Source organism: Microvirga soli, assembly GCF_016734765.1.
Classification (GTDB): Bacteria; Pseudomonadota; Alphaproteobacteria; order Rhizobiales; family Beijerinckiaceae; genus Microvirga; species Microvirga soli.
This window is the reverse complement of record NZ_JAERQE010000002.1, coordinates 371,120-384,635: the sequence shown is the minus strand read 5'-3', so window position 1 is coordinate 384,635 and position 13,516 is coordinate 371,120. Positions and strand designations below refer to the sequence as shown.

At 61.6% G+C, this 13,516-nt stretch carries 15 protein-coding genes; 3 read left to right on the top strand and 12 right to left on the bottom strand.

Annotated features, from left to right (window positions below; genetic code table 11):
* Position 1 precedes the first annotated feature (1 nt).
* From JKL45_RS03640 to JKL45_RS03625, 4 genes are all read right to left on the bottom strand, one after another.
* Positions 2-1,594, bottom strand: a complete 1,593-nt coding sequence (locus JKL45_RS03640) for an ABC-F family ATP-binding cassette domain-containing protein (RefSeq protein WP_201859741.1) — start codon at positions 1,592-1,594, stop codon at positions 2-4.
* 179 nt (positions 1,595-1,773) lie between these two features.
* A complete protein-coding gene (locus JKL45_RS03635; RefSeq protein WP_201859740.1) occupies positions 1,774-2,181 on the bottom strand; it encodes a response regulator in 408 nt (135 codons plus the stop codon).
* Between the two features lie 92 nt (positions 2,182-2,273).
* Positions 2,274-2,696 (bottom strand): response regulator, encoded by a 423-nt coding sequence (locus tag JKL45_RS03630; RefSeq protein ID WP_201859739.1) that lies wholly within the window; start codon positions 2,694-2,696, stop codon positions 2,274-2,276.
* 39 nt (positions 2,697-2,735) lie between these two features.
* On the bottom strand, positions 2,736-3,134 hold the full coding sequence (locus tag JKL45_RS03625) for a response regulator (RefSeq protein ID WP_201859738.1): 399 nt from the start codon (positions 3,132-3,134) through the stop codon (positions 2,736-2,738).
* 120 nt (positions 3,135-3,254) lie between these two features.
* Here JKL45_RS03625 and JKL45_RS03620 point away from each other — a divergent pair, with 120 nt between their 5' ends.
* Positions 3,255-3,755 carry a response regulator gene (locus JKL45_RS03620; RefSeq protein ID WP_201859737.1) on the top strand — a complete coding sequence of 167 codons (501 nt, stop codon included), beginning with the start codon at positions 3,255-3,257 and terminating at the stop codon, positions 3,753-3,755.
* 85 nt (positions 3,756-3,840) lie between these two features.
* Here the strand turns inward: JKL45_RS03620 and JKL45_RS03615 are convergent, their stop codons facing one another.
* Positions 3,841-5,511 carry a methyl-accepting chemotaxis protein gene (locus tag JKL45_RS03615; protein ID WP_201859736.1) on the bottom strand — a complete coding sequence of 557 codons (1,671 nt, stop codon included), beginning with the start codon at positions 5,509-5,511 and terminating at the stop codon, positions 3,841-3,843.
* A 157-nt stretch (positions 5,512-5,668) separates the two neighbouring features.
* On the opposite strand from JKL45_RS03615, the gene JKL45_RS03610 reads away from it, so the two are divergent.
* Positions 5,669-6,301, top strand: a complete 633-nt coding sequence (locus JKL45_RS03610; protein WP_201859735.1) for a hypothetical protein — start codon at positions 5,669-5,671, stop codon at positions 6,299-6,301.
* A 157-nt stretch (positions 6,302-6,458) separates the two neighbouring features.
* Here JKL45_RS03610 and JKL45_RS03605 read toward each other — a convergent pair whose 3' ends face one another.
* Positions 6,459-7,118 carry a transglutaminase-like cysteine peptidase gene (locus JKL45_RS03605; RefSeq protein ID WP_201859734.1) on the bottom strand — a complete coding sequence of 220 codons (660 nt, stop codon included), beginning with the start codon at positions 7,116-7,118 and terminating at the stop codon, positions 6,459-6,461.
* A gap of 282 nt (positions 7,119-7,400) precedes the next feature.
* Positions 7,401-7,538, bottom strand: coding sequence for a hypothetical protein (locus tag JKL45_RS03600; protein WP_201859733.1), 138 nt, complete (start codon positions 7,536-7,538; stop codon positions 7,401-7,403).
* A 211-nt stretch (positions 7,539-7,749) separates the two neighbouring features.
* Between JKL45_RS03600 and JKL45_RS03595 the strand changes: the two genes are divergently transcribed.
* On the top strand, positions 7,750-8,127 hold the full coding sequence (locus tag JKL45_RS03595) for a hypothetical protein (protein ID WP_201859732.1): 378 nt from the start codon (positions 7,750-7,752) through the stop codon (positions 8,125-8,127).
* Positions 8,128-8,169: 42 nt separating this feature from the next.
* Here JKL45_RS03595 and JKL45_RS03590 read toward each other — a convergent pair whose 3' ends face one another.
* The 5 genes from JKL45_RS03590 to JKL45_RS03570 all read right to left on the bottom strand — a co-directional run bounded on the left by JKL45_RS03590 (position 8,170) and on the right by JKL45_RS03570 (position 13,514).
* Positions 8,170-8,958, bottom strand: coding sequence for a DUF1217 domain-containing protein (locus JKL45_RS03590; protein WP_201859731.1), 789 nt, complete (start codon positions 8,956-8,958; stop codon positions 8,170-8,172).
* Positions 8,959-8,988: 30 nt separating this feature from the next.
* Complete coding sequence (locus tag JKL45_RS03585; protein WP_201859730.1) at positions 8,989-9,591, bottom strand: hypothetical protein; 603 nt, start codon at positions 9,589-9,591, stop codon at positions 8,989-8,991.
* 74 nt (positions 9,592-9,665) lie between these two features.
* On the bottom strand, positions 9,666-11,138 hold the full coding sequence (locus tag JKL45_RS03580; RefSeq protein ID WP_201859729.1) for a flagellin N-terminal helical domain-containing protein: 1,473 nt from the start codon (positions 11,136-11,138) through the stop codon (positions 9,666-9,668).
* A 412-nt stretch (positions 11,139-11,550) separates the two neighbouring features.
* On the bottom strand, positions 11,551-12,402 hold the full coding sequence (locus JKL45_RS03575) for a CheR family methyltransferase (protein WP_201859728.1): 852 nt from the start codon (positions 12,400-12,402) through the stop codon (positions 11,551-11,553).
* A complete protein-coding gene (locus JKL45_RS03570; RefSeq protein WP_201859727.1) occupies positions 12,399-13,514 on the bottom strand; it encodes a protein-glutamate methylesterase/protein-glutamine glutaminase in 1,116 nt (371 codons plus the stop codon). The genes JKL45_RS03575 and JKL45_RS03570 overlap by 4 nt, the downstream gene beginning before the upstream one ends.
* Between the last annotated feature and the right edge of the window lie 2 nt (positions 13,515-13,516).

The window sequence follows — 13,516 nt, the reverse complement described above, 5'->3', positions numbered from 1 at the left end:
CTCACGCCCGCCACCTTGAGAGGTCAAGCCGGCGCGTGATGCCGATGGCCTCCAGGAAGGCTTCGTCGTGGCTGACGATCAGCAACGCGCCGTCATAGGCCCGCAGTCCCGCCTCGACGGCCTCGATGGAATCGATGTCGAGATGGTTCGTCGGCTCGTCGAGCATCAGGAGCGCGGGCGGCTGCGGCCCACCCAACACGCAGGCGAGCCCCGCCCGCAGCAATTGCCCGCCGCTCAACGTGGAGACGAGCTGCAATGCGGCATCGGCCCGGAACATGAAGCGCGCGAGCGCGGCCCGGCAGGCATTCTCGTCAGCCGCCGGATTGATGCGCCTGAAGTTGTCACGGATCGAGATTGTGGGATCGAGCAGGCTCACCCGCTGGTCGAACAAAGCGAAATCGGTGAAGATCCGCACGCTCCCGCTCCAAGGTTGCAGCTGACCTGTGACGAGCGCGAGCAGCGTGGTCTTGCCGGAGCCGTTCGGCCCGACGATGGCAACTCGCTCCGGTCCAGTGATCGAGACCGAGAGGTCACGCAGGATCGGCCGCTCCGGCGCATGGCCGACGCTTGCGCCCTCGACTGACAGAACCATCTTGCCGGCCGGCAGATGCGTTGGCGGCAGAACCACCGAGAACGGCTGCAGGATCTCGATGCGCTCGCGCGCCAGTGCCGCATGGTCGAGAGCCTGCGCGCGGCGCCGCTCGGCAAGGCGCGCGTTGTCGCCGCCCGTGTCCTCGCTCCGGTCTTTTCGCGCATTCATGAGAATGCGCGGCATGTCACCCTTGGCGCGCTTTCTCTGGCCGGCGCCATCCTTGCGCGCTTTGCGCTCAGCGACTGCCTGCGTTTTCCGCTCGATCTCGGCCACACGCTTCTGCGCATCCGCCAGGTCGTGCCGAACCGCCGCGAGTTCCAGCGCCTTGCGCTCGCGGTAACGGCTCCAGTTGCCGCCGTAACGCGTGGCGCCGAGCGTGGTCAGCTCCACGATGGCGTCCATGGTCTCGAGCAGTTCCCGGTCATGGCTGACCACGATGGCGCCACCGCGCCACCGGCTCAGAAGGTCGATCACTGCCGCGCGCCCTTCGCGGTCGAGATTGTTGGTCGGCTCATCGAGGAGCAGGAAGTCAGGCTCCGAGAAGGCGAGCGCGGCGAGGCGGACGCGTGTGGCTTGCCCGCCCGATAGAGTTGCCAGAGGCGTGTCCGGCCGTGCATCCAGCTCGACCTGGGCGAGAGCGGATTCCATGCGCGGCTCCAGGGTCCAGTCCGCATCCGCAAGCTCCTCGGCCGTGGCCTCGCCGTTCTCGGCGCGGCGCAGGAGCGCGAGCGCATCCGTGGCTCCGAACAGGCTGGCGATGGTCTCGGCCCGATCGACCTGAACCGACTGGCGTAAGGTACCGAGAGTGCCGTTGACGGCGACGCTACCGGCATGCGGGCGCAGCTCGCCGGCGACCAAGCGGAGAAGCGTGGACTTGCCGACACCATTGCGGCCGACGAGTCCCGCCCGTTCAGGGCCGAAGCTCAGGTCGAGATCGGAAAGAAGGGAGCGGCCGTCAGGCGTGGCCCAGGAGAGACTGGAAAGAGTGATCGAAGCAGGCATGGCGATGGATGGTCCCGGTGGCAAGGCAAAGCGGCGTTGCTGTCGGGTGGAAATCCATGTCTGCGCGCATCCTGTCGAAAGAACGCCTCCCGGTGAGGCGTCGGGCGCAAGTTATAGGCAGGCCTTGGCCGGGCGGCAAGAGCAGGCTGGCCCGGCAGGTTCGGGCTCTGCGGAGCCTGTCAGGTAGCGTCGCTGTTCTGAGGCCGCCGGGCCATCACCTCCTGCAGGGCCGCAATCAGGTCATCGGGCATGATGGGCTTGTGCAGGAACATGGCGTTGGGCGGCAGGTCCCCCGGTCCGGGGCCGGTCTTGCCGGAAATCACCAGGACGGCCACCTCCGGCCAGCCCTGCCGCACCAGCCGGGCGAACTCGAAGCCGTCCATGGAACCCGGCATGTTGACGTCGGTCAGGATGGCGTCGATCTCCGGCCGTGTTTTCAGGAGCTCGAACGCCTCATCGGCGTCCTGGGCCTCGACGACCCAGAACTCGGATTCCTTCAGGATGTCGACCTGGGTCAGGCGAACCAGGGGTTCGTCCTCCACCAGCAGGACAACAGGCTGCTTCACGATGCGGCGGTGCGGTTTCATCCAGCATAAAACGGCAAAGATTTTATCCGGTTCCCAATCGTCAAGCAGCCGTGATTCTGCGGCGCAGCAGCTCGTTGGGTCCGCACGAGGCTCTAGAAGCGCTTTGCCGTGGCCTTCAGCTGCTTGATCCGGTCCACCACCTCCTGCGTGTGGTAGGGCTTTTTCATCAGGGGACCGGCTTCGCAGAGGGTTCCGGCGATGTCGGCCGACCGCTCTGCCCCAGAGGTGAGGATCACCTGGGTCTCGGGCAAGTTGGACCGGACCCAGCGGGCGAGCCCGAAGCCATCCATCTCTCCCGGCATCTCGACGTCGCTGAACACGATGTCGACGGACACTTCGGGAGCCTGAAGGATGAGGAGCGCCTCCTCGGCGCTGACGGCCTCATGGACCCGGTAGCCGCATTCGCGCAGGTACTCGGCAACCACGAGACGGACCAGAACCTCATCCTCGACGACGAGAACGGTCTGGAGGGGGGTGTCGGCCTCGGCCGAGATATGGGTCGATGACGTGCTCACGCGAAGCTAACCGCCGAGCTTTTGCCTTTGTTCCTGCGGTCAAGCTTGTGGAGGATGCGGCCAGTTCAGGCTCTGCGCGGCAAGGGCCGCGACCTCGGCGGCCTGGTAGGGCTTGCGGACGAACGGCTCAAGGCTGTCCGGCGGATCCGTCTCCCCGGACGTGACGATCATCTTCGTCGGCGCGGGCCTCTCGCGCATGTGACGAACCACGTCCCAGCCGCTGCCGGCCACCGGCAGGTCGAGCGCCAGGACCAGAAGATCGACCGGAACCGCATCGAGCACGGTCAGGGCCTCCGGTGCGGAGCCGGCCTCCAGCACCTTGAATCCCCAGGCCCGCAGCTCGTCGCTGACGCGATACCGGATCCGGACATCCCCTTCGACAACAAGGATGGTCGGTGGGGTCCGGCGTGGAAGAACCGTAACGGATGCAGCACTCATACTTGCCCCAGACGCATACAATAGGCGGACAACGTCGGGATGCCCTGCGGGTTCTCCCCGCCCCGTGCGCTAAGTCACCATGCGGGATAGGCTGGCCCTCTTAAGGGGAACCGTCTATCAATGGCCACGTTTGCCACCTGCCCATCCTCTTGTCCCCTCGGTCCCGTGTCCCATCAGCAACCCATAGGCGTCGTTCTCCTGGTCGAAGACGAACCGCTGGTGCGGCTCGTTACGGCCGACATCCTGCTGGAGGCGGGCTTCCGTGTCATCGAGGCCGGCGACGCCGAGGAGGCCCTGCGCGTTCTGAAGGCCGAGGTCGCCATCGACGTGCTGCTCTCGGACGTGGAGATGCCGCCGGGCATGAACGGCTACGAGCTGGTCGGCCATGTTCGTCGAGACTGGCCCGGGGTGGAGATCATCGTCTCCTCGGGCCGGGAATGGCCGAAAGAGGATGATATGCCGCCGGGGGCGGTGTTTCTCGCCAAGCCCTACCTGAACGCCACGCTGGTGTCGCACGTCCAGGAAGCAGCCAAGAGGGCACAGGAGGCCCGTCGGCTCAGCCGTGAAGCTGGCCCCACGGGCGGCAGTGCTCCGACCGAGGACATCTCAAGAACGGCCTGAGGGCTCCCGCGGCAGGGAGCCTCAATAGAAAAGGCGCAGCCCCGAAGTGCTGCGCCTTTCTATTCTCGGTCTTGAAGCTTTAACGTTACGCCGCCCGGACACCCTGCAGGAAGCCCTCGACCTCGCGGCTCAGGGCCGACGAGTTGGTCGCCAGCTCCCCGGCAGCCGCGAGCACCTGGGAGGCCGCCGATCCGGCATGGGTGGCCGCACCCTGGACCTGGACGATGCTCTGGGTCACCTCCTGGGTGCCGCGGGCCGCCTCGCTCACATTGCGGGCGATCTCCTGCGTGGCCGCCTGCTGCTCCTCGACCGCAGCCGCCACGTTGGTGGCGATCTGGTGCACCTCTTCGATGGTGAGGCCGATCTCCCGGATGGCGTCGACGGCCCCCTTGGTCGATTGCTGGATCTGGTTGATGTGCGAGGTGATGTCCTCGGTCGCCCGCGAGGTCTGGTTCGCCAGCTCCTTCACCTCGGCGGCCACGACGGCGAAGCCCTTGCCTGCCTCCCCTGCCCGCGCCGCCTCGATGGTGGCATTGAGCGCCAGCAGGTTGGTCTGGCTCGCGATGCTGTTGATGAGGGCGACCACCTCGCCGATCTTCTGCGCGCCGTCGGCGAGCGTCTCCACGAGCTCATTGGTCCTGCGCGCATTCTGCACGGCCCGGGCCGCAGCGGCCGAGGTCTGCGACACCTGGGTTCCGATCTCGTTGGACGATGCGGCAAGCTCTTCTGTCGCGGCCGCCACGGCCTGGACGTTGCTGGAGGTCTGCTCGGCCGCAGCTGCCACCGAGTTCGACTGGATGTTCGTCTGCTGGGCGGTGGTTGCCATCGAGCGGGCTGTGGCTTCCATCTGCTGGGCCGCGACGGAGAGATGCTGGACGAGGCCGCCCACGCTGCCTTCGAAACCCTGCGCGAGATTCATCATCTCGAGCCTGCGGCGCTCGGCGGCCTGCTTTTCAGACTCTGCCTGCTGGCGCCGGAGCCCGTCCGCTTCCTCCATGGTGCCGGCGAAGACCTGCGTGGCCTTCCAGATTTCGCCGATCTCGTCGTTGCCGGCATTCGCCTTCGGCAGGTTGTAGTCGCCGGAGGCCAGCTTCTGAAGCGCCTCGGTGACGATCTTCAGCGGACGGGCGATCTGCCTGTGGCCGACAAGCCAGCCGATCAGGAGCGCCAGGATCGTGCCGCCGAACGCGATGGAGACGAGCAGCGTGAGACGCTCGCTGTAGAGCTCCGCCGAGTAGCGGTCGACCGCTGCGATCTCTTCGCTTCCCTTCTTCGTCAGGGCATCGATGCTGGTCTGAAAGGCTTTTCTGTTGGCGCGATTGGCCTCGTTGTTGCCCTGTGCGTTGGCAGCCTCGGGCGACACCTCGGCGCCGAGGCGCACGGTCTCGGACCTGAAGGTCTTGAACGATGCGGCGTCCGCGACCACGGCATCGAACAGCGCCTTGTGCGAGTCAGGAACAATCGGCTTCCACTCCTTCAGGAGCGTGTCGATCTCATTCAAGCTTACGGTAAGCCCGTCGCCGAACTTGCGCGCATCGGCCGTGGTCTTCGAAGCATAGATGCCGCGCGCTTCCATGACCACATGCGTCACGAGCCGGTTCAGGCGCTCGCCGTAAAGGGCGCGCGTGGCCGCGAGCCTCACGTCATCGACCGCCTGATTGTAGGTCTTCAAGGTGCTGATACTGACGGCGGCAATGACCACCGCCACGAAGCTCAAGGCCGCGACAAGCGCAAATATCTTCGTCCTGATCTTCATGCATCCCCCAAAAACAGCTTGATCCGCAATATCGCGTGAGTACGGCAAGCAGTATTCACAGAACGCTTGTGCGGGGCTTGCTCCGAATTATCGAAGTTTTCAACAGGGTTTCTCTTGGGCAAGTGACGGATTGTTAAGCATAACCCCATAGGAATGATTGCAGTCGATTCTCATAGCGGCGGTTTCCATGGGCGTACGGTTCGATAAAGTATTGGAGCAGGTGGCCAGGGCCGGACAGGCCGGGAGCGGAGCCACCGTCGACCCGCAGGAGCGCAAGGTGCGTCGCCTGGAGGAACTGATCCGGGCACGCGAGGCGGTGGGCGATCGGATCGTCATGTGCCTCGGGCTGGCACTCACCCTCTCGGCTGTCGCCCTTCCGGTCTATGCGGTTTATCTCAGCGACGGCTATGCCTATCTTCAGAGCGCAGGGAACGGCCTGCAGATGAGCAAGAGCGCGGAGGCAGGCCATGCGCGTGCACCCGATCTCAGCCCGGCCACGACCGGCTCTCTGAACAGGCAGAAGATCTCGGAATCTGTGGTGGAGGCCAAGACCGACAAGGCGCTTCTCGCCATCGATCGGCAGAGCCAATTCCAGCGCTACGTGATTCACCGCGCCACGAGCGAGTCCGCCCTGATCGAAGGTCCGGACGGCGTCTGGTGGGTCACGCCGGGAATGACGCTTCCCGGCATCGGTCAGATCATCTCAATCGAACGCTCCGACAACGGTTGGGTCGTGCTGACGTCCGAGACAATGATCAGCCAGCGGCCGACTTCAAAGGTTGCAAGCTGAGAGACGCGATAGCATCGAACGCAAAAGTGGAACCCGGCTCTGCATAGAAAGATGCGTTCATTCAAATCACTAAAGCATCAGGCGTGGGTTCAGATTCACGTCTGATGCTTTATCTGCTTGAGCGCGGCTTGCGCGCTCATGCGATGCCGCGACATCCTTACTTGGTGGCCGTCACGATCGGCGCGGCCTGATTGCCGAGCCACACCCAAGTCGTGCTCTCCGAGCCTTCCCGCTTCACATAACGATAGCCGGTCTCCTGCCAGGACAGGACGGCCGCACGCTTGTTATCGAGGATGTAGTCGCCACGGTCGGTCCGCACCATCAGCACCGCATGGCCGGCGCCGAGCTCGTCGATCACCACAGTCATCCGCAGAGCCCGCCGCGGCAGGCCTGCCTCGATGAGCACGCGGCGCTTCAGGATCTGAATGTCCTCGCAATCGCCCATACCGTTATCGGGGTAATCCCAACGATCCGCCACGCCCCAGTGGTCCTGGTCTGTCACTGGCAGGATCGTGGCGTTCACGCGCTCGTTGACGTCGACGAGAAGCTTCCAGGTCTCCTTGTCCAGCGCAACGATTGCGGGCTCGGAAGGATCGACCGCGCACTCATTCGGCATCTGCTTGCAGAAGAGGATCCAGGCCGGAGTCGGTCCGGCCTGACCGGAGGACAGGATCGCGGCACTCATCACCGGCAGGTTCAACTGCGGAAACGCGTGAGCGGTCTTCGCCGCAGCGATTGTCGAGAGGATCGCGACGCCCATTCCTGCGGCGGCCAGCAATCGCCTTCTTGTCTGCTTTAAGAAACCGATCCTGTTCATGCCCCCGCATCCAATCGCTTCTTTTCATCAAAGCTGTCAGCCGCACGAGATCTGCGCAAGCGGGATTCGGGGTAAGATGTCAGAACGATGTCGCAGTGTTGACTTCAAGCAACAGGCTGACGCACGAACAAAGCGCCGGGCACCGATACTCTTCAAATGAAGAGGATCGCAGTGATTGACTCTCCGGTTCGCAGCAACGTCCCGATCGACAAGAAGTGACTCTATCGGATAGAGCAGCCCGGCAGGGCGGCATCTTCCCTCACCGGCTTGGTCCGCTTTGCCTCAGTAACGACGCAGTATTCCGCTCTGGCTCTTGGCCCAGCTCTTGGCCCTTTTCGACGATGCCATGAGGCGAATGGCAGGCGTGCCGACAAGGCCGATCAGCGATGCCGCAACAACCGGCACCAGAATGATGCTCATTCAATCTCTCCGAGATTCGACACTTCTGTCGTTCGGAATGGATCATGCACCGGCAGCCTTGTGCGAGACTGGTACGAACAGGCGGGCGCAAACCGGAAGATGCCTTAGGACATTCGAACACTGTCTTTACCAAACGACGCGAAGTCTCATGGCGATGGATCGGAGCGGCGGGAAATTCGTGATAGGTTTTGAGAGTTACGAGGAGGCTGGCTTGAGACCTGTTTTTGCCTTGATTGCAGTTGCTTTCGCCACCAGCGGCTGCACGACGGCCACCTATGAGACGGCCGAGATGTCGTGCTCGGATTATATCGGTAAGCCGATCTCATCACGCATCGCAGCCTATGGCCCACCCACATCCGTATACCGCATCAACTCCAGCCAGGTAGGCTATGTCTTCAACACCAAAACGACAACCTATCTGGGCGGCGAACCCTACTACACCGTGAACTACCTGACGGGTGCGGACAAGCACCACACCCCCGTCCGTAGGATGACCCGGGTCTGCCACGGGGTGTATGTGGTCCAAGCCCCGTCGGACGCCATGCCGGTGTCCGAGCGTGTCATCGTGGCGGTGCGGGCCAAGGGCTAAGCTGTCGCGAAGGCGTTGCGTGATCCCAACGCCTTCGCGACGTTAGAAACCGCCGGGACGGAGCTTGGCGATGCTCATCATTAGGTCAACGCTGAAGCCTTGCTGAGGCGATGACTGATCGAACAGCGTCAGCACCGGCGCAGCAGTGGCCATGCTGGGATTGGTCACGTCCCACATGGCATTGAAGCGCTGGATCAGCTTGTCGACCTTCTTCGGGTCCTGCAGATCCTTGATGGTGATGTGCTTCTCCAGGTTTCTCACTTGGATGTCGAGATCGGCCTTGGAAGCATTCTGCGGGATGTTGAAGGTCGTCTGCACGAACTTGAGGAGCGCTTTGTCGGCGAGCAAACCCATTGTGGTCGTAACCGACGAGGCCTTGCGCTTGAAGTACATGGCGAGCTGCACGCCCTGGTTCTGGTCGCCCTCCTTCTTCTCGAGGGAGATTTGAACATACTTCTGCACCGCGTCGGTCGAAGCACTGGCCTCCGACGTTGCCGCGGCTCCCTTCGCCTTGAAGTCGAACGCTTTGGCAAACTCCTTGTAGAGCGGGTTCGACATCTTGTTCGCCATGCTCAGGGGGTTGGTGACTCCCTCCTGGAGCAGCTTCTTGAAGAGTCCCTTGGCGTAGGCCATGTCCTCCAAACCGTAGGCCTTCATGGCGAACTTGAAGATGCGGTCGTTCTTGACGAAATCTTCGATCGTTTTGATCGTCTTGATGTTCGCCTGATAATACTCGATCTCGCGCTTCGTCGCCGGATCCTTCTCGATCAGGGCTTTGGTTCGTGCCAGATCCCGGGTGACGAGTTGGTAGCGTGTGGATGTGGTGATCATGGCGGGCCCTTCCAGCTCTGAATCAGGCGGTCACTCGGCGAGCGAAGAATCATCAATCTTTTCGCGAAGGATAGCGGCGCAGTCTTTCCTGAACCTGTCCGCGACGTTGCTGATGTCTTTCGGGTCAAACCGGAACTCGTGCTGCTGCGTCTCATAACGATAGTTCGAGAGCTCGATGGTCAGGCTTTTCGCTCCAGCGAGCTTGTCGACGAAGGCGCGTACCTGGCCGGGATCCGGGATTTGACCGTGCCGGTCGCGGTAGATCCAGTGGCCAACCATAGGACCATTGTCGTCGAACCAATAGACGGTGCTTCTCCCGTTCGGACTGCTCCGACCAAGAAACTGTTTCTGCGCAACGGCGACCGTCATGAAAGGAGTCGAGGGCTGATCGGGCTCAGACGCGAAGCGCTGGCACGTGAGCCAAAGCAGAGAACCGTTCTCTCCCCGCAATCGAGCGAAGGCCGCCTGGGGCTGCCCCTCGTCGTCATGCCTCAGCACATAGTCCCAGGGGCCGAACCAGGTGGCCAATCCATGGCTCTTGCTGGAAAATCCCATTCCGGCGATGCCGGCTGTCAGCCCTGTGGCCAGCAGCTTGAGCCGGAACAGAAAGCGAAGTGATTGGATAAGGGACATAATACGCTCTTCCCGAACGAAAGGAGCCCCGCCTTTCTCAAGGCGAGGCTCCCTTCAGGCTGATGCTGAACCTCTTACTGGAAGAGCTTCAGGATCATCTGGCTGTTCTGGTTAGCCATGGAGAGAGCCTGCACGCCGAGCTGCTGCTGGGTCTGCAGAGCCTGGTTGCGGGTCGACACCTCGTTCATGTCGGCATCGATGAAGGCGGAGACGCCAGCGGTCAGTGAGTCAGACAGGACACCGATGAACTCTTCCTGGGTCTCAAGGAGAGCCTTGTTGGCGCCCAGCATGGCTGAACCAGCCCGCAGTTCGTTAAGTGCGTTATCAACAGCCTTTAGGGCGTCAGCAACTGCTATCTGACCCGTGGTGGTGGAAACCCCGTTAGAGACATTAGCGAAGGAGCCACCAACGTTGTTCGTGTTTGCCTTGGCGGTCAGCTTCAGTTTTCCGTTCGTGTCCTTCGTAGCTTCAACTGCGCTATTGATGGCGCTGTCACCATTGATAGAAGCGACAAGATCGTCGATTGACCGCTCAGCACCAACTTTGAAGCTATAGGCTGTACCACCGGCACCGGACGCTGCAGTGCCAACGTTGAACCGGATCTCGTCACCAGCAGACAATTTGGTCGCATCGATCGCGAAGGTTGTTGAGCCGCCTACAACACCTGCAGTAAGTGCGACGTCGCCGGTGTTAGTGGAAACATCGCCAAAGTTTGCAGTGACATCCTTACCGGGCACAATCGAAGTAAGGCGAAGCTTGTTGTCGACTACGGTAGCCTTCACAAGTGTACCAATTTCACCTGCGGCGGTTGCGCCATTGATGGTGTTGGCGAGTGCCTGAAGGCTAGCAGGAACGGCAGCAAGCGTGAGCTTGGTCGCAGTCGTAGTGGTGACTCCGTCGGACACCTTCAGATCGATGGTGTCACCAACCGTGAGATCTGCGAGCTTAAGAGAGAAGTCGGTGTATCCAGCTGCCTTTGGCGGGTTCGCGACATCAATGTTCGCGACCGCTTTCAGAAGACCAGCTGTTGGATTAGCTACGTTATCAAACAGCTGAACTTTTGTGGTATCAATGTCGAGCGTATTGACCTTCTTCGATTCGCCATCGTACGAGCTGACGAGCTTCACCGATTTGGCTTCTCCGCTAAGCCAGTTCTGTCCGTTGAAGGTTGCTGATGAGGCTGCGCTCTTCAGACCTTCGATGCTGGACTTGAGCTCAACTTGGATCGCTTCCAGGTTTGCACCCGGGTTTGAACCAGCCGTTAGCTTGGTCTTCATGGTGTCGAGATACTTCAGGCTCTTGTCGATGGCCGAAGTATAGGTATCGATCATCGCTTTGGACTGCTTGATCGAGTCTTTCACAGCGCCCAGGGCACCGTTGTCGGACTTCATCTTGGTCGAAATCGACCAATAGGAAGCGTTGTGGGAGGCCTCTCCGACGCGCAGACCCGTCGAGATCTGGTTCTGGTTCTTGTTCATGGCATTCTGCGTGGTCTTGAGGGACTGCAGAGCGGTGATAGCAGAGAGGTTCGTGTTAATTGAAGACATGTGCTTCTTCCTTGAATGATGTGATTGTTCAGGGAATGTCGGGATCTAACCGACCCAGCGGAATGGCTTCATGCCTCAAGAGAATCTCGATCCGCTGCTCACATGACATCCGGGCTTTACCGGCAAAATGGATTGGCATCATGCCTGGCCTTCGCGTGAAGGCGTACCATAGTGCTTTATCGGCACCTGGAGAGCTTCAAGATCTCCGTCTGCGGTGCTTGCAGATCTTGTCTACCAATCCCCTCGCCCAACGTCAAGCATCAAGATCGAGGTTTGAGCAGAATTTTTTGTTGTTAATATTTTGTTAACTATGAGGGTTGGAGCGGTTTACTACCTCAAGCACATCATTCGACATACGAACGAAGCGCTTGAGACAGCAAAAACTTTGACGCATGCGTATCCAGACGCTGATTTACCGCCCGCCGACAGCAAACATCTTCGGAGCAGCGCTCGCAGCGTTCTTTGAATACAATCCCCGATGAGCCGGATCGAGGGTCAGCGCGTCGGTCACACCGAGCACCGTCTCCGAGGCGCCGAGCAGCAGGGATCCGTCTGGCGCCATGATGTTTGCGATCCGGCGCAGCACGTCGGCCTTCAAGTTGGGATCGAAATAGATCAGCACGTTGCGGCAATAGACGATGTCGAACTGACCCAGGCGATTGAAGTCCTCGATCAGGTTCAGGTAGCGGTAATCCACCATCGCGCGGATCTCGGGCGCGATCTGCCACTGGTCGCCCACCTGCGTGAAGTATTTCACCAGTAAGCGGATTGGCAGGCCGCGCTGCACCTCGAACTGGTTGTAGAAACCGGCCTTCGCCTTCTCCAAAACTTCAGTGGAGATGTCCGAGGCCACAATGTCGATGTGCCAGCCCGGCATGCGCGGAGCGGCTTCCTTGAGCAGCATGGCAAGAGAATACGGCTCCTGGCCCGTGGAGGCTGCCGCGCACCAGATCCGGAGCCTGCGGGTCGAGGCGCGCTCCTTCAGGTATTTCGGCAGCAGGACGTCCTGGAAGAGATCGAACGGCCCCTTGTCCCGGAAGAAGAAGGTTTCGTTCGTGGTCATCGCCTCGACGGTTGCCTTCTCCAGGGCAACCGACCGCCCTGCCCTGATCTCACGCACCAGGTGCGACAGGCTGTCGATCTTGAAGCGCGTGCAGACCGACGAGAGACGGCTCTCCACCAGGTATCGCTTGTCCGGAGACAGCGCCAGGCCCGAGCGGGTTTTGAGAAAGGCGCGCAGAGCGTCGAATTCGGCCTCGGTCATTTTGCGGATCCGGTGATGTGGCCCTTCAGAGAGCGGCCGATGGATTCCAGGGGAAGGATCTCATGGGCCAAGCCGGCCTTGACGATGCTTCCCGGCATTCCCCAGACGATGCTCGTGGCTTCGTTCTGCGCAATTACTGTGGCGCCTGCCTTGATGAGATGGCGCGCTCCGTGCGTTCCATCAGACCCCATGCCCGTGAGCACGGCCGCAATGGCGGAGGCCCCGAACACGCCGGCGGCTTCCCTGAAGAGGACGTCGACCGCGGGGCGGCAGAAATTCTCAGCCGGCCCGTCGTTCAGCCGGATGACCGCTTTTCCGCCGGACGAGACCACACCCATGTGACGCCCGCCGGGAGCGACGAGGATGGTGCCGGGAGTAACGGCATCACCATCCCTGGCCTCACGGGCCGGAACGGAGAGGAAGGATTGCAGGTGCTCGGCAAAGACCGCCGTGAACATGGCCGGCATATGCTGCACGATCAGCACCGGAATGCCCGAAAGGGCAGGCTTAAGATCGAGCAGAACCCGTTCGACCGCACGAGGACCGCCGGTGGACGATCCGATCAGCAGGCATTGCGGCCTCACCGTACCGGGCTTCGCACCAGGCAGAGCGGGTGCCGTCGAGAGGATCGGGAAGGCCGGTGACAGCGTTCTCGCCTGACGGCCCTTCGCCTCGCCAAGGGCGCGCAGCTTCGCAATGAGATCACGCTGGAAGTCGGCCGCCGCACCTGCCGCGCGGGCGCTTTCCGGCTTCGCCAGGTAATCGACCGCCCCCAGAGAGAGGCACTTCAGCGAGATTTCCGCATTCCTCAGTGTCAGGGTCGATATGACAATGACCTTGCTCGCCGGATGCACCTTGAGGATCATCGGAAGAGCCGCGAGGCCGTCGACCTCCGGCATCTCGATATCGAGGAGGATGATCTCGGGCTTGGAGCGCTCGGCGGCGTCCACCGCCATGCGTCCGTTGGATGCCGTGGCGACGATCTCGAAGCCTCCAGCCTCGGTGAGCCAGCGGGCGATCATCCCGCGGATGACAGCGCTGTCGTCAACGATCATGACGCGGGTGGCCCTGTTCTGAGCAGGACCAGGCTGAATGACAGGAGCTATCGACATGA